Below are 17,335 nucleotides of genomic sequence, written 5' to 3' on the forward strand. Positions count from 1 at the left end.
GATTCGAATAAGTGAGTCAAACTACGCTGCACGTGTCCGGCGTAGATGGCAAAATCGAATCATGTCTGTTGAAGCTCGCGCCCTTTCACTGCGGCGGTTATTACATGATTCCGCGGCAGTGCGGCTGCTGGCGGCCGATAATGCCCCGGTGATTTTGGCGCTGATTGCTGAGTATTTTCCCCGCGGCACTCGGGCGCGGCCGGCGGCAGAAGTATATGAGCTGATGGTCACCGATTTCGAGGTGCTTGCCAGTGAATTCTCAATGCCGCGCACACCGCAAAGTTATTGCAATGACTGGGTAAAAGCTGGTTGGCTAGTCCGTAAATCTGGCAAGAGCTCGCGCGGGGAAACGTTGGAACCGAGCGAGGAAGCACTGTCCGCGCTCGAGGCTGTTGAACGTTGGGAAACGCCGGTTACTACGGTCACCGCATCGCGCGTGGAATCTATCGGCTCGGCGCTACAACGCTTGGCGCGAGATACAAATGAGGATATTTCGAGCCGCGTCGCCAGCTTAGAGGCGGAGCGAGACCGCATTGACCGCGAAATTGAAAAGGCACATTTAGGGCAGTTTGAAAGGCTGACTGCGGCAGAGACACAGGAACGCGTCCAAGACGTGCTGAACATGGCTATGGCAGTGCCAAGCGATTTCGCCAGGGTTCGCCACGAACTTGAAGCCCTCAACCACCGATTGCGCCGACAGCTTTTGGATCCAGAAGGTTACCGCGGCGAAGTGCTCGAGGAAATCTTCAGCGGCGTAGACCACATCGCCGATTCGGACGCGGGGCGCAGCTTCCGCGGATTCTATTCCTACCTCATGGATAGAGAACGCAGCGCGTGGCTAGACCAGTGGATTAAGCAGGTTCTAGAAAGCGACGTTGGCCAAGAGCTAGCGCCAGAAAACCGGCGGCAGCTGCGGAATCTCTTCCGCGATATGGAAGAAACGAGCTTCGAGGTCAATCAAACTATGACTGGCTTGGCACGCAGCTTGCGCAACTATGTCTCCTCAGAACAATTCGCAGAAGACCGGCGCATGATTGAGCTACTGCGCGAGGCGCGGGGCATGGCCATTGATGCAGCGCAGGCATCGGAGCTAAAAGCCTTTCACCGCATGGAAACTCCCCTACAGCGCATCGGCATGTCCATTCACTCCGTCTCGCGCATCCAACTAGCCAACCCAGGACGCGAGGTCGTGGAAGAAGCACCGGAAGCCTTCCAGCCAGGCCAGGAGAACGCCGAGGCGTTGTATGAGCTGGTACGCGAATCAGAGATTGATTTTGAGGAATTGCATGGGGCGATTCGCGGGGCCGTCGGCAAAGCGGGTCCGTGCACGATTGGCCAGGTATTGCAGGCGTACCCGCCCACGCAGGGCCTGGCCAGCGTCGTGGGATTGGTGCACATTGCGGACCAACACCCGCTTCCAGCTTTGCACGATGATCATGAAAAGGTCACCTGGACCGAAGAAGATGGGACCATTCGCGCGGCGTATATCCCTACTATGTATTTCGATAGCACCACCGTTGAGGAGTTATAGTGAGCGCTACTGATAATCACCGCGTCGATTCGGCGCATGAGCCCCCGCTGTGGGAAAGCGATAAAGGATCGCTGACCTATAACTCGCGCCGCGCCTTGGTGCAGCTGTTGAAGGGGCCGCTCGTGCGAGCGTACAAGGAACCTGTCTTATGGTCCGCCATCATCTCGGACGAAGACAACCTGCGCGCCCGCCTGCATGAGGTATTCCTCGAGCTGGTCGTCGATGAAGCGGAAGGGTTTGCGTTTACCCGGATGGTAGAAGAGGAAACGCTGCCTATCCCGCAGGTGCTGCGCACGGATAAGCTTAAGCACATCGATACCGCCATCCTGTTGAACCTGCGCCAGGAACTTGGTTTGGCGTTGCCCGGTGAACGCGTGATTGTGGATGTAGAAGATCTCCGGGAAGGCATTGGATACGTCCGCGCGGTTGATAACCGCGATGAAGCCGGGTTCAATAACCGCTTCAATGCGGCGATTAAACGCATCCGCAATGAATACTCGCTGCTCAGCGCCACCGCGACAGAGGGGCGCTACGAGGTTTCACCCGTCTTGCGCCAGCTTTTCGATGCCGCCACGGTCACCGCCATCCGGGATGAATACGCCCGCCTCGCAGAAGCCGAAAGCGACCAGGAGGATGCTTCCGATGACTAACCTGTATCCAGGCCAATTCCGCATCAGCCGTATCCAGCTTATTAACTGGGGTACTTTTCACGGCTACTTTTCCATCCCGGTAGCCCGCAAGGGCTTCCTCATCACCGGCGGATCCGGTTCAGGCAAGTCCACGCTGCTTGATGCGATGTCGGCAGTATTGGTGCCGCAGAAGGACCTCAAGTTCAACGCGGCATCGCAGCAGGACCTCGGGCGCCATAATGGGCGCAACCTCGTCTCCTATATTCGCGGTGCGTGGCGGCAACAAGAAAATGCGCACACGGGTGAAATCGCCCCGGAGTATTTGCGTGAGGGCGCAACAAACTCGGTGGTGGCGTTGACCTACGATAATGGCACTGGCACGCAGCACACCCTCATCGCCATCTTCCGCCTCAACGGCGGAGAAAATTCGGTGAGCCAAATTAAACGGCTCTATGGGGTGGTGCAGGGAGATGAGGACATCGATAAGCTCAGCCCCTTGCTCACCCGAAGCCTGGATACCCGCAAGATTAAAGCCATGTACAAGGGGCCTGGTGCGTCATTTACGCCGACGTACACCACGTTTGCGGATCGCTTCCGCAAACGCCTGGGCATCAAGAGCGAACAGGGGCAGGTCCTGCTGCACCGCACGCAGTCTGCCAAGTCTCTATCCAGCCTGGACCAGCTCTTCCGGGACTATATGCTGGATACGCCGTCTACCTTCGAGCGGGCTGAGGAGTCGGTGGAGCAATTTGAGGATCTGCGCCAGGCATACCTGCGGGTAGAGGACGTCAAGGCCCAGATTGAGACGCTGGCACCCCTGCCCCAATTACACTCCCAGCGCACCACCGCAGAAGCGGATAAGCACAAGGCCGAGGCGATGAATGAGGCGCTGCCGGCGGTGCGCGCCCGCTTGGTGGCAGAAGAACTGGACTATCGCATCCGCGCGCTGACCGCCCAGCAGGCAGAGGCGCAGTCAGCGGCCGAGGCACTCCAAGCGGAGGTCACGCACCTTGACGATGCCGAGCGCCGCGCCGCCGTAGCCGTCTCCCAACTCAGTGCCGGCGAGCTGGCCGCCCTAGAAGCCAAGATAGAAACCGCGGAGAAGGAAATTGAGCACCGCTCCAAGGAGTTTCACCACCTTGCCGCTGCCGCTGACCAGTGGACCGATCACTTTGAGCTCAACCCGCACGGCTTTGCTGAGCTGCAAGCAAATGCCCGCCTGCGCATCGCGGACTTCGAGGCCGACTCGGCCCAGCTTACTGAGCAGCAACAAGAAGCCGGAGTGGCCGCCCGCGATGCCGCGACAACATCCGCGTCCTTAGAAAGTGAGCTGCACTCATTTAGCTCGCGGCGCACCAATATCGATAAAGCCCTTGTGGAGCTGCGCACCCAACTCGCGCGGGATACTGGCTATGCCGAATCGGAGCTTCCCTTCGCTGGCGAGCTACTGGATATCGCCCCGCAGCAGGCGGAGTGGGAACCGGTGATCCAAAAACTGCTGCACGGATTCGCCGCCACCCTGCTCGTTCCGGAAACCGCGCGGGAAGCCATTAACCAGTGGGTCAATTCGCGCAATGTGGGCACCCGGCTCGAATACCGCACTATCCCCGAGTTTGCTCCTGCGCCCGCGCCCGCGCGCAGCCCGCAACAGCTCATCCACAAATTGGAGTTCCAGGATCACCCCATGGCGCCGTGGGTGCGCCACCATATTTCAAGCCGTTTTAACTACGAATGCGTCAACTCGGTGGCCGCGCTCGAACAGGTAACCAAGACCCCGGCCGTCACGCGCGATGGCTTGGAAAGCCGGCCCAAGGATAAGGATGGCTCGACGCGCTTTATCAAGGATGATCGCACGCGTTTTAAAGGCACGCGGTGGTACCGAGTAGGTTCTACCAATACCGCCAAGATTGAGCTCCTGCGTTCCCAATTGGCGGAAGCGAAAGCCACTGCTCGTGCCATGGCCAAACAGGTCCACGAGCTCAACCGGAAGATGGATATCCTGCGCACGCAGCGCGATAAAGCGCAGCGCGTACTGGAGACTAAGTTCCAGGATATTGATACCGCTTCCGCTGAGGCGCGCAAACGCGATTTGCAAGAACAGTACGATTCTTTGGCGTCCTCCCCAGAAGCGCAGGCCCTAGCCACGGCGCACGAGCAGGCAAAGGAAAAGCTCACCGCCGCCCGCGCCCAACTGAACGAAGCACAAAAACACCTCGGCAACGTGGAGGGCGAGCTGAACCGCTCCACTCAGCGGCGCCAGAGCATCGGCGAGGTGCCCAGGGTGGAGGATCAGGGCATCGCCAAGGCGGTCGAAGAGGCCCTGCACAAGGGCAGAAGAAAACTCACCATCGATGACATCGATGCCCGGCGCGATGAGGTGCAGGCTAACCTGCAAGAAACCGCGCGTAGGGCCGCGCGCCGCATCGAGGAGACGAATGCCAAGATTGTCTCTGTCCTCCACAAATACCTATCGCAGTGGCCGGCAGAAGCGGCGGATTTGGAACCGCAGGCCAGCTTCGCCGGCGAGGGTATGGAAAAGTTGAAATTCCTGCGCGCGGACCGCTTGGCGGATTTTCGCGCAAAGTTCTTGGAGCTGCTCAATGGCACGACGGTGCAGAACCTTTCGCACCTCGCCTCCTCCCTTCGCCATGCCCGTAGCGATATCGAACAGCGCATGGAGTTTATTAATAAGTCCCTGGAGCGCACGCCCTTCAATGGGGACCGCACCCTGCGCATTGATGTGAAGGATGCCCGGGGCCAGGTGGTGCAAGACTTCCAGCGGGATCTTGATGCCGCAACGTCCCATAGCCTGGCGGAGATTAGCGCCGATGATCCTGAAGCTGCGGTAGCGCGCTACCACGCCCTGGACAAGATTCTCAGCCGCTTGGGCTCGTCTGAGCCAGAGGATATTCGGTGGCGCAACCTGGTTCTCGATACCCGCAAGCATGTCAGCTTCATCGGCCGCGAGTGCTATCCCGATGGCACGACCGCCAATACGTATCAGGATTCTGCCTCCCTCTCCGGCGGCCAGGCCCAAAAGTTGGTCTTCTTCTGTTTGGCTGCGGCGCTGCGCTTCCGATTGGCGGAACCAGACCAGGACGTTCCCACCTACGGTTCCATCATTTTGGATGAGGCCTTCGACCGCGCCGACCCAGCCTTTACGCGCACCGCCATGTCCGTGTTTGCGTCCTTTGGTTTCCACATGATTTTGGCAACGCCATTCAAACTCATCCAGACGCTATCGCCGTACGTGGATGGCACCATCGTGGTCAATTACGACGAGCCCATTATCCAGGGCCGCCCGCAGGCGCGTACGGGCTATTCGCTTATCGATGCCGCCACCTATCCCCAGGAATCCCAGGAGTCCCCCAATGCGGATGCCTAGTGACCTGCACACCCATGCGGCAAAATACCTGCGCAACCACTTTGCTGAGGCACTGGCCTCCCCGGATTCGCTGAGCATCGACTGGCCGCTGCACCCGCCCACGGCCGCCAACGCCGCGCGCGATGTCCCCGCCACCCAGGAGTTCATCCGCGCCTGGCAGCGCTGGCCGCACCAAGAAGAGATCCACTACGAACAGCGCAATTGGTCCCGCACAGGCCTAGGCACCAATTCCGTTCCCACCCGCGCGGTCCTTACCGGTGCTCCCCGCATCGCCGCTGCAGCAGGCCTCAGCGCCGAATACTCCCGCGCGCTACAGCGCTCACACGACATCGCCGGGATCTTCCCCGACTCCCCTGCATTCGCCGACGCCGTGTACCGCACCTATGCCCAGTGGAAGGACCTATGCGCATACGATCTGCGCTGCTTAAAGCCATGCTTGATCTGGCTGCGCGCCCATCCGAATTCCGGCGAGTGGGAGCGCGCCGTTCCTGTCGAAGGTGTGGATGGCAAATGGATAGGCACCCACCGCCGCCTGCTGCTCGCCCTGCTTTCGCCCTTCGGTATCACGAATTTGGGGCTGCGCCGCACCGATGCCCGCCTGCGCCTGCGCTACCTCAACCACGCCCCAGCGCTGTCCGATATCGAGGTTCCCCTTTCCCAGGCTGCACAACTCTTTCCCACCGCTCCCCCGCGCGTTCTCATCGTAGAAAACAAGCAGACCTTCCTAGCCCTGCCCCTGCTTTCCGATGCCGCCCCACCCACCATCGCCATCCTCGGCGCCGGCAATGCCGCCCGTCAGCTCCACGCCCTCGACTGGCTCCACGATGTCGAAATCACCTACTGGGGCGATCTTGATGCCGCCGGCTTCAGCATCCTCAACGGCGTGCGCGCCCATTTTCCCCACACGGAGTCTCTCCTCATGGATACCGCCACCGTCACCGCGTTCCGCCACCTCGCGGTCCCCGATCCTGGTGATGGCTCCGCCATGCTTAGCCACCTCACCACCGAAGAGCAGCGCGCCTCCCGCCTCCTCTTTACCGAGGGCAAGCTGCGAATTGAACAAGAACGGATTCCATTCGCGCATGCCACTGACGCGATTCAATCTACGTTTCAACGCTAGGTTTGTGATGTCTAGTGACTTTTTGGACTCGGAGTCCAGTTAGTTTTTTGACGCGGAGTCCAGGAAGTTTATGGACAGGATGTCTAGTGACTTTTTGGACTCTGGCTTCTTGACAATGTGGGGATGGCAATTCCCATTACTCTCCGCAAGAAGATAGCGGATTTCGACCCCATCCGTGAGGGCATCACGGTCCAGCAGTTCTGCAAGAACATCGGCGTATCGAAGCAGACGTACTACAACATCAAAGCACGTATCGCCGAACGCGGGCGGGCTGGCATCGTGCCCGACAGCACGGCACCGCTGAACCCGCGACGGGTCTACGATGACAAGATTCGACAACAGGTCCTGCAAGCTCGCGGTACGTTAAAAGCCCGCGGCCAAGACTGCGGCCCATGGTCAATCTTCTACTTCTTCCTCGACGAACTCGGCTACGACCAACCACCGTCACGAGCTTTAATCGCACAATGGTTGCACGAGGCTGGCGTCGCTGACATCAATGCACGTAAACGACCGCGTAAGTCCTACAGGCACTTTGCCAGGGGCGAAGTCAATGAACTGTGGCAGATCGATGCGTTTGCCTACAGACTCTTCGATGTGCCTCACACGCAAGTGACTATCTACCAAGTCGTCGACGATGCCAGCCGCTTCGACGTCGGCTCCCAAGCTTTTGGAACTCCAGAAAACGGCACCGATGCCCGCATCACGCTAAGTGGAGCCATTGATGCTTACGGACTTTTCCAAGAAGTCCTCTCTGACAACGGTGATGCCTTTGCCACCTACCATCGCGGCCGGCTGTCGCAAACCGAACGCTGGCTCGCCAGCCTGGGAGTTCAATCAAGTGCGGGCTTTGCTCCCACGACGCAAGGCAAAGACGAGCGATCGCACCAAACCATGACCAGGTTTTGGATGCTCGTACCCCGACGACGCTGGCGCAGGTCCAACAGCTGATTGTCGACTACCGCAACTTCTACAACACACGCCGTCGCCACCAAGGACTTCTCAGGGGCAAGATGCACATCACCCCAGCCCAAGCCTGGGAGATTATCTCGCATGCCCAGCCACCGACGCAGCCGATTGACCCAGATGTTTTATGGACAAAAATCGCGAAACAATATCACCGGATTCACCCCGACAACCAGGCAGATGCTTTAGCAGCCGACACAGTGGTCGCGACAGATAATGCCCTGCCTGAAGTTGCAGCTTCAGACAGGGCACCAAGTAACGACACTCAGGCGATCCAGCAAGATACACCCCATGCCGATTCCTCAACCGTAATGCCAAGCTCTACCGGTGTAAATGCATTCTGGCCTATCCCGGACAAGCTGTGGATCAACAAAAGCGGGGTGGTACGCGTTATGGGGCACGGCCTCTACGTCGGGCTGCGCTTCAAAAATCGAGCCATCTACAGCAGCGTAGCCGATGACTATGTGGAATTTTTTACTGATCACGACGGTGAGAAACTGTTTTCATTTCCGCTACCGATCCAACTGAATCAGCGTCCACCCGGCGGTCAAATCAACATAAACCACGTTGTCGGCATGTGGCACCGACAACCCCCAGAGCTAAAACCCAACCTCTCTGGGCCACGGCCAAGCCGCCGGAAGAAGCCAAGCTAGCACCAGTACAAAAACTCCGTGGACTCCCCGTCCAAAAAGCGGGGAGACTCCGCGTCCAAAAAGCGGGGAGACTCCGCGTCCACAAAGTCCCTAGACTCCGAGTCCACAAAGTAGCTGGACTCCAAGTCCAAAAACCTCATGGACATAACATTTCAACGCTAGGTTCTAAGCTTTCGAACTAGAACCTCTGCTAGTTGTTCCCGTATCCTTCTTTCTCCTCAGCAGCAAGATGAACGCGAGTTAGATTACTTGTTGAGCCCTCAGCTAGTAAAACCTTGCGGCGGCGTCTCCATTTCTCAAGGCATCGCAGTCCACTCGATGTCCTCAAAGCCCCAGTCGGAGAAATGCCAGGTGATGGTCTCGGTGGCATCGATAAGCGCGTGCTCCATTGTCTCTTCATCGTCACCGGTAACGGAGAGCTCGAGCATCACTGAAGTATCTTCTTCGTCCAATAGCCCCACGTCCAAGGGACCGCCATCATCGAGGCCGGAGACAAAGCGCGCAGTCCAATTATCACCGCCAAAGAAACTGGAGTCCTCTTCTATAGCGTGCTTTTCCTCCAAGTCCCACACGGCTTCAATAATGTCCCAGTTGCCGGTAATTGCAGCGGACAGCTCAGCGTCACGCCCGTACAGCACCAGCTCGTGGAGCCACGAATAATCAATGATAAAGCTGCTCATAACGCCTGCCAGTGTATGCGACGAGAGCCCCACTCTCTGAACGCACTCACCGAGCGATTTACTTATAAACCCAACTGTTCAAGTTCTGTGCAGAGAGCATCGATTTGTGCGCGCGTATGGGTTGCCATGAGGGTGACGCGGAGAATCGCAGCGCCACGTGCAACAGTTGGCCACCGGATTGCCGGGACTATAAATCCACGGTCAAGCAATGCAGCGCTAGCGTCCATCGCGGCAGCCTCATCGCCCACGTGCACGGGAATAATGGGCCCTTGCTGTGGCGTAGTACCGCGTGCTTTGTGCCAATAAGCAATATTGTCCTGCAGTTGGCTAACCAGACTGGGATCAGACTCAATGAGCTTTAACGCCGCGAGCACGGCGGCAGAGGTGGCTGGCGTGGGCGAGGTAGAAAATACAAAGGACCGGGCTTGTTGCCGCAAGAGCTGCGCCACCGGCTTACTCGTTGCAACGAGCCCGCCTTCAGCACCAAGCGCCTTGCTAGCGGTAATAAGTTGGATATCGGGCTGAACGCCGAAATATTCTGGCAAGCCAAGGCCGCGGTCGCCGACGGCGCCAAACGAGTGAGCATCATCGACCATAAGCCAGGCGCCGTAATCACGCGCCAATCGCGATAGCTCAGGCAAGGGCGCGAGCACCCCGTCCATGGAAAAGAGGCCATCGGTAATAACCAAGGCATACTTGGTGGTCCTGGTAGCCAAGGCATCTTCCACAGCGCAGGTATCGCGGTGCGCCGTGACGACGAGGCAGGCACCACTCGCCTTTGCGAGCCGGCAGCCATCGATGATGCTGGCGTGGTTGCGCGCATCAGAAATAATGGTGAGCTCGGGCGACGCTAACGCCTGCAACGTCGATAGATTGGCTTGGTACCCGGTGGCAAAAAATACCGAGTCTGGATAACCAGTCAGGCGGGCCGCAGCCGCTTCTACCGCAACGTGTAATTCAGACGTTCCGGTGGTCAACCGCGATCCGCCTGAACCGGCGCCGTAGTTATCAACGCTTTCCTTTACGGCGCTTTTAATCTCCGGATGCTCTGCCAGGCCTAGGTAATTCGACGAGCTAAAGAGCACCGCGTCTTGGACTGTCTTCCCAGCGGCCGTCCGCAGGGAACTTTCCGGCACTTGTCCACTTACAAAGACCGAAGGGCTGCGCCAGAGGCCGTCTTCTCTCCACTTTTCCCGGCGCGCAGATGCAACTTGTTCTAGGCTCTCGTTCACTGTTCTGCCTCAAAATCCACGAGTACGGCGCGGTTTTCCAAATAATCAATCAACGCTTCGATATCGGCGCCTGGTTTGATAATGAAGGCCCGCGCCCCCTCATCCGATCCAAGTTCTTTAATGTGCGGAAGGCGGTGGTACATGTCATCTATGCAGACGTAACCGGTGGTATAGGCCGGATCATCAGACACACAGACCTCCGCTAGGACATCGGGATGCGCGGCAACCTTGCTCGCCAAAACGATGGCTTCACGGGCCGCGTCCTTACCCTTGAAATCCGCGTCTTGAGCGTTGTGCGCGTCCATGTGGCTCACGCGGACGCCGCGCTGCGCGTCCGGCTCGCAGCGGTTACCTGTATCGGCTGCAATGAGCATCGCACCGCGCATATTCCTGGCGGTAAACGTCTCTTCAATGACTACCTGGGAATGAGCGGTCATGGGGCGCAATAGTTCCTCGATGACTTCCCTAGCCTGCGAGGGCGATTGTACCGCTTCTTCTTTTACTCCTACGGAAGGGACGTGCAGAATATCGGACTCGGCCAAAGCCTCCACGGTGATGAAGGTATTTTCCGCCATTCCCTTCGGGTGTGCCAAAGCACGCTCGGATAGCGCCGCACAGACCGCCGGAACTTCGTGTTCCCTGACAATTCGCTCTGCGCCCGAAATGTGCTGGCCTGCGGAATCCGACCGCATTCGCACTGAGAAATAAGTCATAGCCTGAGGGTACCGGACGTATTGAACGGTGTTCAGGAAAAGAGAAAATTAGCCAGCCTCGACCAGGCTCCAGGCGACGCTTCCCAAACCGGATTACACAGGCCATGCCTTTCCGATGCCTCCCGCCCCACCCCGCGTTGAGCCCCTAATTTTTCCGGATAACCAGGCGATTTGTGCGAAAACGGCGTTAGCCTATATAGTTAATTCTCGTTGCACGGAGAACGGCACGTTCGAAGTACAACATGGATATTCCTCCATAGCTCAGTTGGCAGAGCATTCGACTGTTAATCGAAGGGTCACTGGTTCGAGCCCAGTTGGAGGAGCAGGCTACATCCCGCCCAGCCTCGCGCTGAGCGGGATTTCTCGTATGCGCGACACAGCTTGAGTTCAGGCCGGGGGTTCCGAAAATCGGGGTTAAGCACAACGGGGACAGGAAAAGGGGCCTAGCCAATCAAGACTAGGCCCCTTCCTATTGCACTCTATGCGCTCGCTGCAGGCTCAGGGAGCGCTGAGCGAGCCTCAACGAGTGATTAGTCGTTGATGTAGAGGTACTGCTTGTTCACGAACTCGTCCAGCGCGAAGACGGAGAGCTCGCGGCCGAAGCCGGAGTTCTTGACGCCACCGAACGGCAGTACTGGGGAGAAGTACTGGCCCAGGTTGACGTGAATCATGCCGGTCTCGATCTGGTCAGCAACCTTGGTGGCGCGCTCGGTGTCATCGGAGAAGACGGCACCGCCCAGGCCGTAGTTGGAGTTGTTGGCCAGCTCTACGGCTTCCTTCTCGGAGGAAACCTTGTAGATCTCTGCTACTGGGCCGAAGAACTCTTCGTAGTAGGAGTCGGAACCGACTGGGACATCGGTAAGCACGGTCGGCTCGTAGTATGCAGCGGTCTCGTGCAGATTGCCGCCGGTGCGTACCTTAGCGCCGTTGTCCACAGCGTTCTTGACCTGCTTATCCAAGTTCTCTGCGGCTTCGCGGGAGGACATTGGGTAGTACTGGTTCTCGCCCGGCTGGGTTGGGTCAGCCTGCTTCATGCCCTCTGCAATGCGGACCATTTCATCTACGAACTCATCGTAGATGTCTTCCATGACGATGATGCGCTTGTTGGAGGTGCAAGCCTGGCCAACGTTCTCGATGCGCTTGACCCAAGCTTCCTCGGCAGCCTTGGTGACATCGGCTGCGTCCAGAATGATGTAGGGGTCGGTGCTGCCAAGCTCCAGCACAACCTTCTTCAGGTTGCGGCCGGCGATCTCAGCCACAGCGGCACCGGCGCGCTCGGAACCGGTCAGGGATACGCCCTGGACGCGCTTGTCCCCGATGATCTCTTCAATCTGCTTGTGGTCGGCGTATACGTTGATGTACACGCCCTCTGGCAGGCCAGCCTCGCGGAAGATCTCCTCGATGACTGCAGCGGACTTCGGGGTAATTTCGGCGTGCTTCAAGATGATGCAGTTGCCGTTCATCAGGTTCGGTCCGGCGAAGCGGGCGACCTGGTAGAAGGGGTAGTTCCACGGCATGATGCCCAGCAGGGTACCAATGGGCAGACGGCGGAGGGTGGCCTTGCCGCCTGGCACGTCAACCGGCTGGTCCTTGTTGTGCTCTGGGGCGTTGTCTGCGTAGAACTGCAGGATATCGCCGGAGAAGTTAATTTCCCACTCGCCTTCTGGGGTGGACTTACCCATCTCCTGTGCGGCAATCTTGGCCAGCTCGCCCTTGCGCTCCTTGAGCAGCTCCGCTGCGCGGGACACAATCTTGGCGCGCTCCTCAATTGGGGTCTCGCGCCAGGTCTGGAAAGCCTCGTTGGACTTAGCCAGAACCTCTTGAATCTGCTCATCGCTAAAGGTGTCGAATTTCTCTACTACTTCATTGGTAGCGGGGTTAGTTACCGCAAAATCCTTGGACATTATTGGTTCCCTTTCTAAGTGGATTCTTGGAACTAATGTGGCGGCGAACACAAAACACAATCTGTGTGCGCCTGCCACAAGAGTACTTAAAGTTCTAGTGACGTGTCACCCATGAATGTGGGTAATTTGGTTTAGGAGGCCGCGACGACCGAGCCATCTTTCATCTTGATGCCCTCATCCTGCTTCATATAGGTGGCATCGCGAGTGAGCATCTGGCGCACCGCCTCCTCGTTCTTCTGGATTTCCGCCTCGAGCGCCTCCGAGTCTTGGCGGAGGAGGTCAAAGCGCTCCTGCACCAGCGGTGCCTCCATTTGCAGGATGGGGCGCATGACGGAGTCGGCCACGCCGCAGGCATCGGCGATCTCATCGCCGTGAATGATGCGCACGTGCGCGGCGGTCCAGTCCGCTAGGGTGTCATCGGGCATGCCCGTGAGCTCCTTGGCGTTGACGACGAAGCCGTCCATGAGGGCATCGACAAGCTTGCGGGCCGATTCGTTGATCTCACCGTCGACGGTGTGGATGGCGTCCATGGTCTCCTGGGAGGCCTCTACCCCATCTTCGCCTTCGAAAAGGTCCGCGGAAATGCCCAGCATGCGCCCGGCAATCTTCCACAGGTAGAACGCGTCTTTTTCTTCTTCCGCGGTGAGCTTCCAGCCCATATTGCGCAGGCCAGCGTACGGAATGTAGGTGAAATCGAACCAGGTACGCAGCATGTCGAACTCGCTGATCGGCGCGCCGTAGTGGGAGTAGTCCAGCTCCTTGCGGGTGTGCACGCGCCGCACGTGGGCGTGGATAGCGCGCACCATGCCGGTGTGAATGAAGCCCTCGCCGCCTGGCTGCAGCGCCTCCGGCAGGTAGAGCGAATAGGTCCAGTTGGTGGTGTAGGCAAGGCGCTTGACGGCGCCATCGGTAAGCTCACCGGTGTTGACCAGCAGGTCCGCGATCGCCGGGGTGGAATAGGTGTGGACCAGCGAGCCCGGGCCCAACGCCAGGCCGTGGCTGAGCGGCGGGATGGACAGGTAGACGCGGCGGCCGCGCTCCAGCTTTTCGGCGTCGATGCCGTCAAGTGCCTTGGTCATGTCCTCAATAAGGGCGGCAACCTCGGGGAAGGTGTCCTCGTTGGCGGTGCCGCGCGCGAGGGCATCGCGCAGGTTAGGCATGATTTCCTTGACGGTGTGGCCGCTGGTAAATAGCGCATCAGCCACCGGGTCCATCTTCCAGAAAGCCTCGTGGTAGCGGTCCGCGCGCTCTTGGCCAAAGGTGGCGATGAATTCATCCTTATCGCCGCGGCCGGCAGGCCACTCGCCGACGGTGCCTAGGGACATAGTGTTAGTCATGGTGTTCTCCTCTGAGAATGTTATGGGGGGATGGGTTAGCTGCGAGCTTCTTTAGAGTCATCGTGCAGCGTGTAATCGGACTTGGTCTCGGGCTCGTTTTTCGCGATGTGCGCCTTAATCACCGCGGTGACATCGGACCATGGCGGCTTATTCTTATTGGCGCGCTTAATCTTTGCCTTTTGCGCACCCGGCAGCTTGTCCCGCAGGCGGGCAACCTTGGCTTCTGCGCGCGCGGCGCCTCGGTACAGGATGGCCCACGGCTTGTAGTTCACCTTTTCCCAGCGCGTGCCTTTGACCATGAACTTGGTGTCTTCCACGCCGCAGATGGTGGTCAAAGCACCCAGCGCCAGCTTGGGGACCAGCGGGTGGATGGTTTCTAGAATGCTCATCAGGGCGTTGGCCACGCGCTCGTGGTAGGTGGAGGAATATCCGCCATTGGCGTAGATATAATCCGTCATCTTGCGCATTTCATCGCCGTTTTTGGGGATGAGGCGCTCTTCGGCGCCCATCATATACAGGATATATCCCCAGTACTGGGCCACATCGTCCCAATCCTGGCCGGAGTGCGGGCGGCCAAAGCGCTCGTCGATGGCCAGCGGCATCATCCCGAACCAGCCCTCACCGGAGACCAGGAAGCTGGAGCCAATTGGCCGGCCGAATTCGTTGTAGTGCTCCTTACCCCACATCTTTTCTAGGCCACGATTGGCCTGGGAGTGCAGCAGGCGCACGCGCACGGCTGCCTTGCGGCCTTCACCGAAGCGGTCAAAGACGTCCTTCTTGCCCAAGTCGGTGAAGAATTGCGCTGTTTCAATAGAGCGCTGCATGGCCTTGAACTCGAACATGCCGGTCTCACCCGTAGCCGCAGAAGTGCGGTCTTCCATCGTGGTGGCCCAGTACGCGAAGGCAATGGCCAGAACCTCAGAGGTGCGCGTGACGTTGTAGTAAGCCACACGGCCGCGCTCAGCGGCCTCGAGATCCAGCCACTCCGGAATGCGGTCTACCTCTTTAAAGAAGTCCACTAGCTCCGGGGCGGGGTCTTCTACCGTCTCGATGCCGTGGTTGAGCGCCTGCTCGAACTTGGCGCGCGATTCCTTGGCACCGTCGCGGCGGAAGGCCTGCGCTAGTTTTTCACCGGTCTCGTCGGTCTGCCACATGTGGTCATCGAGAAGCTTTGTTTGCAGGCTATCGTAACCTGCCCACTCATCTTCTACCGTGTGCCAAGAGTCAAAGATGTTGTGCCGCAGCTCAGACCAGCCTGGGGCTGCGGTACGGCGCTTTGGCGCTGGGCGCAGGTCCATGCCATCGCGGTAGAAGTAGCGGAAATCCTCATAGGGATTGTCCGACATGGGCAGGACCTGCGGTTCAGCCTGCGACGTGTTGGCAGCATCAGAGGTATCTGTGGGAGCAGTCATTGTGCTTTATTCCTTTCCTTATTATTAAACCTTGGTAACTAGCTGGGGGTGCAGCAGCTAGTTCCGGCGGGCTTCCTTGGAGTCATCGTGCAGGGTCCACTCGGCCTTGACGTCTGGCTCATGGTTGTTGATGTGCTCTTGCACTTCCTCCAAGGCATTGATCCACAGCGGGCGACCTTGCGCGGCGTTGTGCTTTTTGTATTCCTCCGCGCCCGGCTTTTCATCGGCTTCGCGGGCTTCCTCTGCCTCTGCGCGCGCCTTGGCTTCAAAGTCTTTGGCTGCCTGGGAAAAGTCCATATCGGCCCAGCGGGTTCCTTCCACCATAAACTTGGTGTCTTCTTCTCCCACTAGCGTGGCCAGCGAACCCAACATTTCCAGCGGAAGGTCCGGGTTCATCTGCTCCACGATGGACATCAGTGCCGTGGCCACCCGCTGGTGGTACGAGGAAGAACGCCCGCCGTTTGCGTAAATGAAATCGGTCATCTTGCGCATTTCATCGCCGGTCTTGGGGATGATGCGTTCTTCGCCGCCCATCATGTACAGCACATATGCCCAGTATTGGGCGACATCGTCCCAGTCCTGGCCAGAGTGCGGGCGCCCGAAAAGCTCGTCGATGGCCAGTGGCATGAGCGCGAACCAACCCTCACCGGAGACCAAGAAGCTGGAGCCAATCGGCCGACCGAATTCGTTGTAGTGCTCCTTGCCCCAAAGCTTTTCCAGCCCGCGGTTGGCCTGGGCGTGCAGCAAGCGGACGTGGACTGCGGCCTTGCGGCCTTCGCCAAAGCGGTCAAAGACGTCTTGTTTGCCCAGGTCCACAAAGAACTTGGAGGTCTCCAGCGCGCGCTGCATGGCCTTGAACTCAAACATGCCCGTCTCACCGGTGGCCGCAGAGGTGCGGTCTTCCATGGTGGTGGCCCAGTAGCCAAAGTTGAAGGTGAGAAGATCCGCGCTCGGGGTGGCGTTGTAGTAGGCAACGCGCCCGCGCTCGGCGGCTTCAAGGTCGATCCAGTCTGGGATGTTATCGACCTGCTCGAAGAAGGCAACCAATTCAGGCGATGGATCCTCGACGGTCTCGATTCCTTCATTCAGCGCCTGCTCGAACTTTGCGCGCGATTCCCTCGCGCCATCGCGGCGGAAGGATTCTGCCAACGCGGCACCCAGTTCATCGGTTTGCCACATGTGATCATCGAGCAAACGAGTCTGCTGGGTGTCGTAGCCTTCCCACTCATCATGAACGGTGTGCCAGTGGTCAAAAATATTGTGGCGCAGGGTGGACCAGCCGGGCTTGTCCACGCGGCGCTTCGGCGCCGGGCGCAGGTCCATGCCATCGCGATAGAAGTAACGGAAATCCTCATAGGGCTTATCGGACATGGGCAGAACCTTTGGTTCCGTCCGAGTATCAGTAGGAGCAGTCATGGGGAGTAAACAACCTTTCCAATCTTGGTGCCGCACCACACACATTTCCTGTTTATGTGGTGTAGTTCACCATTTAGCTGTGCCCGTAAGCCTATAGAGACTTTGCTCGCAACTGCAATGAATTTTGAATCCAATTTTCTGGGAAAGTTCTGGCCGCCAACGCCGCTACTACGCCCGCCTTCACAGCACCTATCCCCTCCTGCACAAATACCAAAAATGGCCATCTTGGCAGATTTTGCAAGCCTTCTGCCTACTCACCCCATATAGGTGTACTAGGCGCACATCCGTCCGCTATGCGAACGCGTTTGTAACCTGGATCTCGCTACAGGCTGTACCATGACGTGCATTACATACAGTGGA

14 protein-coding genes and 1 tRNA gene are annotated in these 17,335 nt (G+C 58.4%); 7 read left to right on the forward strand and 8 right to left on the reverse strand.

All coding sequences use genetic code 11. The features are described from left to right. Nucleotides 1–61: 61 nt before the first annotated feature. The 6 genes from HMPREF1267_RS09135 (at nt 62) to HMPREF1267_RS13405 (ending at nt 8,281) form a co-directional block, all read left to right on the forward strand. Nucleotides 62–1,531 carry a DUF3375 domain-containing protein gene (locus HMPREF1267_RS09135; RefSeq protein WP_023029065.1) on the forward strand — a complete coding sequence of 490 codons (1,470 nt, stop codon included), beginning with the start codon at nt 62–64 and terminating at the stop codon, nt 1,529–1,531. Beyond that, entirely contained in the window at nt 1,531–2,181 is a 651-nt protein-coding gene (locus tag HMPREF1267_RS09140) for a DUF4194 domain-containing protein (RefSeq protein ID WP_023029066.1), read from the forward strand. The genes HMPREF1267_RS09135 and HMPREF1267_RS09140 overlap by 1 nt, the downstream gene beginning before the upstream one ends. Continuing rightward, complete coding sequence (locus HMPREF1267_RS09145) at nt 2,174–5,545, forward strand: ATP-binding protein (RefSeq protein ID WP_023029067.1); 3,372 nt, start codon at nt 2,174–2,176, stop codon at nt 5,543–5,545. The genes HMPREF1267_RS09140 and HMPREF1267_RS09145 overlap by 8 nt, the downstream gene beginning before the upstream one ends. Next, complete coding sequence (locus tag HMPREF1267_RS09150; RefSeq protein WP_023029068.1) at nt 5,532–6,665, forward strand: Wadjet anti-phage system protein JetD domain-containing protein; 1,134 nt, start codon at nt 5,532–5,534, stop codon at nt 6,663–6,665. The genes HMPREF1267_RS09145 and HMPREF1267_RS09150 overlap by 14 nt, the downstream gene beginning before the upstream one ends. Before the next feature lie 123 nt (nt 6,666–6,788). Next, a complete protein-coding gene (locus tag HMPREF1267_RS13400) occupies nt 6,789–7,613 on the forward strand; it encodes a DDE-type integrase/transposase/recombinase (RefSeq protein WP_023028124.1) in 825 nt (274 codons plus the stop codon). Continuing rightward, nucleotides 7,568–8,281, forward strand: coding sequence for a hypothetical protein (locus tag HMPREF1267_RS13405; protein WP_232215089.1), 714 nt, complete (start codon nt 7,568–7,570; stop codon nt 8,279–8,281). The genes HMPREF1267_RS13400 and HMPREF1267_RS13405 overlap by 46 nt, the downstream gene beginning before the upstream one ends. Here HMPREF1267_RS13405 and HMPREF1267_RS13180 read toward each other — a convergent pair. The 4 genes from HMPREF1267_RS13180 to HMPREF1267_RS09170 all read right to left on the reverse strand — a co-directional run bounded on the left by HMPREF1267_RS13180 (nt 8,278) and on the right by HMPREF1267_RS09170 (nt 10,906). Continuing rightward, nucleotides 8,278–8,427, reverse strand: a complete 150-nt coding sequence (locus HMPREF1267_RS13180) for a hypothetical protein (RefSeq protein WP_023028138.1) — start codon at nt 8,425–8,427, stop codon at nt 8,278–8,280. The genes HMPREF1267_RS13405 and HMPREF1267_RS13180 overlap by 4 nt on opposite strands. 150 nt (nt 8,428–8,577) lie before the next feature. Further along, nucleotides 8,578–8,961 (reverse strand): hypothetical protein, encoded by a 384-nt coding sequence (locus HMPREF1267_RS09160; protein WP_005278156.1) that lies wholly within the window; start codon nt 8,959–8,961, stop codon nt 8,578–8,580. Nucleotides 8,962–9,023: 62 nt separating this feature from the next. After that, nucleotides 9,024–10,097, reverse strand: coding sequence for an aminotransferase class I/II-fold pyridoxal phosphate-dependent enzyme (locus tag HMPREF1267_RS09165; RefSeq protein ID WP_232215132.1), 1,074 nt, complete (start codon nt 10,095–10,097; stop codon nt 9,024–9,026). A gap of 92 nt (nt 10,098–10,189) precedes the next feature. After that, the gene (locus HMPREF1267_RS09170) at nt 10,190–10,906 is read right to left on the reverse strand and encodes a 6-carboxyhexanoate--CoA ligase (RefSeq protein WP_023029070.1); all 717 of its coding nucleotides are present in this window, start codon (nt 10,904–10,906) and stop codon (nt 10,190–10,192) included. Between the two features lie 250 nt (nt 10,907–11,156). Between HMPREF1267_RS09170 and HMPREF1267_RS09175 the strand changes: the two genes are divergently transcribed. Further along, nucleotides 11,157–11,229, forward strand: a tRNA-Asn gene (locus HMPREF1267_RS09175). Between the two features lie 207 nt (nt 11,230–11,436). Here the strand turns inward: HMPREF1267_RS09175 and HMPREF1267_RS09180 are convergent. From HMPREF1267_RS09180 to HMPREF1267_RS09195, 4 genes are all read right to left on the reverse strand, one after another. After that, nucleotides 11,437–12,810 carry an NAD-dependent succinate-semialdehyde dehydrogenase gene (locus HMPREF1267_RS09180; RefSeq protein WP_023029071.1) on the reverse strand — a complete coding sequence of 458 codons (1,374 nt, stop codon included), beginning with the start codon at nt 12,808–12,810 and terminating at the stop codon, nt 11,437–11,439. Nucleotides 12,811–12,941: 131 nt separating this feature from the next. Then, the gene (locus HMPREF1267_RS09185; RefSeq protein WP_023029072.1) at nt 12,942–14,147 is read right to left on the reverse strand and encodes an oxygenase MpaB family protein; all 1,206 of its coding nucleotides are present in this window, start codon (nt 14,145–14,147) and stop codon (nt 12,942–12,944) included. Nucleotides 14,148–14,182: 35 nt separating this feature from the next. Beyond that, a complete protein-coding gene (locus HMPREF1267_RS09190) occupies nt 14,183–15,559 on the reverse strand; it encodes an oxygenase MpaB family protein (protein WP_023029073.1) in 1,377 nt (458 codons plus the stop codon). Nucleotides 15,560–15,616: 57 nt separating this feature from the next. Further along, on the reverse strand, nt 15,617–16,975 hold the full coding sequence (locus HMPREF1267_RS09195) for an oxygenase MpaB family protein (protein WP_232215133.1): 1,359 nt from the start codon (nt 16,973–16,975) through the stop codon (nt 15,617–15,619). Nucleotides 16,976–17,335 lie beyond the last annotated feature (360 nt).

Source organism: Corynebacterium sp. KPL1824 (genome assembly GCF_000478095.1).
Classification (GTDB): Bacteria; Actinomycetota; Actinomycetes; order Mycobacteriales; family Mycobacteriaceae; genus Corynebacterium; species Corynebacterium accolens.

Excerpts from the sequence above, each read along its gene's own strand:
- HMPREF1267_RS09150 (WP_023029068.1), top strand. The coding sequence starts at position 5,532 with ATGCGGATGCCTAGTGACCTGCACACCCATGCGGCAAAATACCTGCGC.
- HMPREF1267_RS09145 (WP_023029067.1), top strand. The coding sequence starts at position 2,174 with ATGACTAACCTGTATCCAGGCCAATTCCGCATCAGCCGTATCCAGCTT.
- HMPREF1267_RS09190 (WP_023029073.1), bottom strand. The coding sequence starts at position 15,559 with ATGACTGCTCCCACAGATACCTCTGATGCTGCCAACACGTCGCAGGCT.
- HMPREF1267_RS09135 (WP_023029065.1), top strand. The coding sequence starts at position 62 with ATGTCTGTTGAAGCTCGCGCCCTTTCACTGCGGCGGTTATTACATGAT.
- HMPREF1267_RS09160 (WP_005278156.1), bottom strand. The coding sequence starts at position 8,961 with ATGAGCAGCTTTATCATTGATTATTCGTGGCTCCACGAGCTGGTGCTG.
- HMPREF1267_RS13180 (WP_023028138.1), bottom strand. The coding sequence starts at position 8,427 with ATGTCCATGAGGTTTTTGGACTTGGAGTCCAGCTACTTTGTGGACTCG.
- HMPREF1267_RS13400 (WP_023028124.1), top strand. The coding sequence starts at position 6,789 with ATGGCAATTCCCATTACTCTCCGCAAGAAGATAGCGGATTTCGACCCC.
- HMPREF1267_RS09170 (WP_023029070.1), bottom strand. The coding sequence starts at position 10,906 with ATGACTTATTTCTCAGTGCGAATGCGGTCGGATTCCGCAGGCCAGCAC.
- HMPREF1267_RS09180 (WP_023029071.1), bottom strand. The coding sequence starts at position 12,810 with ATGTCCAAGGATTTTGCGGTAACTAACCCCGCTACCAATGAAGTAGTA.
- HMPREF1267_RS09195 (WP_232215133.1), bottom strand. The coding sequence starts at position 16,975 with ATGACTGCTCCTACTGATACTCGGACGGAACCAAAGGTTCTGCCCATG.
- HMPREF1267_RS09185 (WP_023029072.1), bottom strand. The coding sequence starts at position 14,147 with ATGACTAACACTATGTCCCTAGGCACCGTCGGCGAGTGGCCTGCCGGC.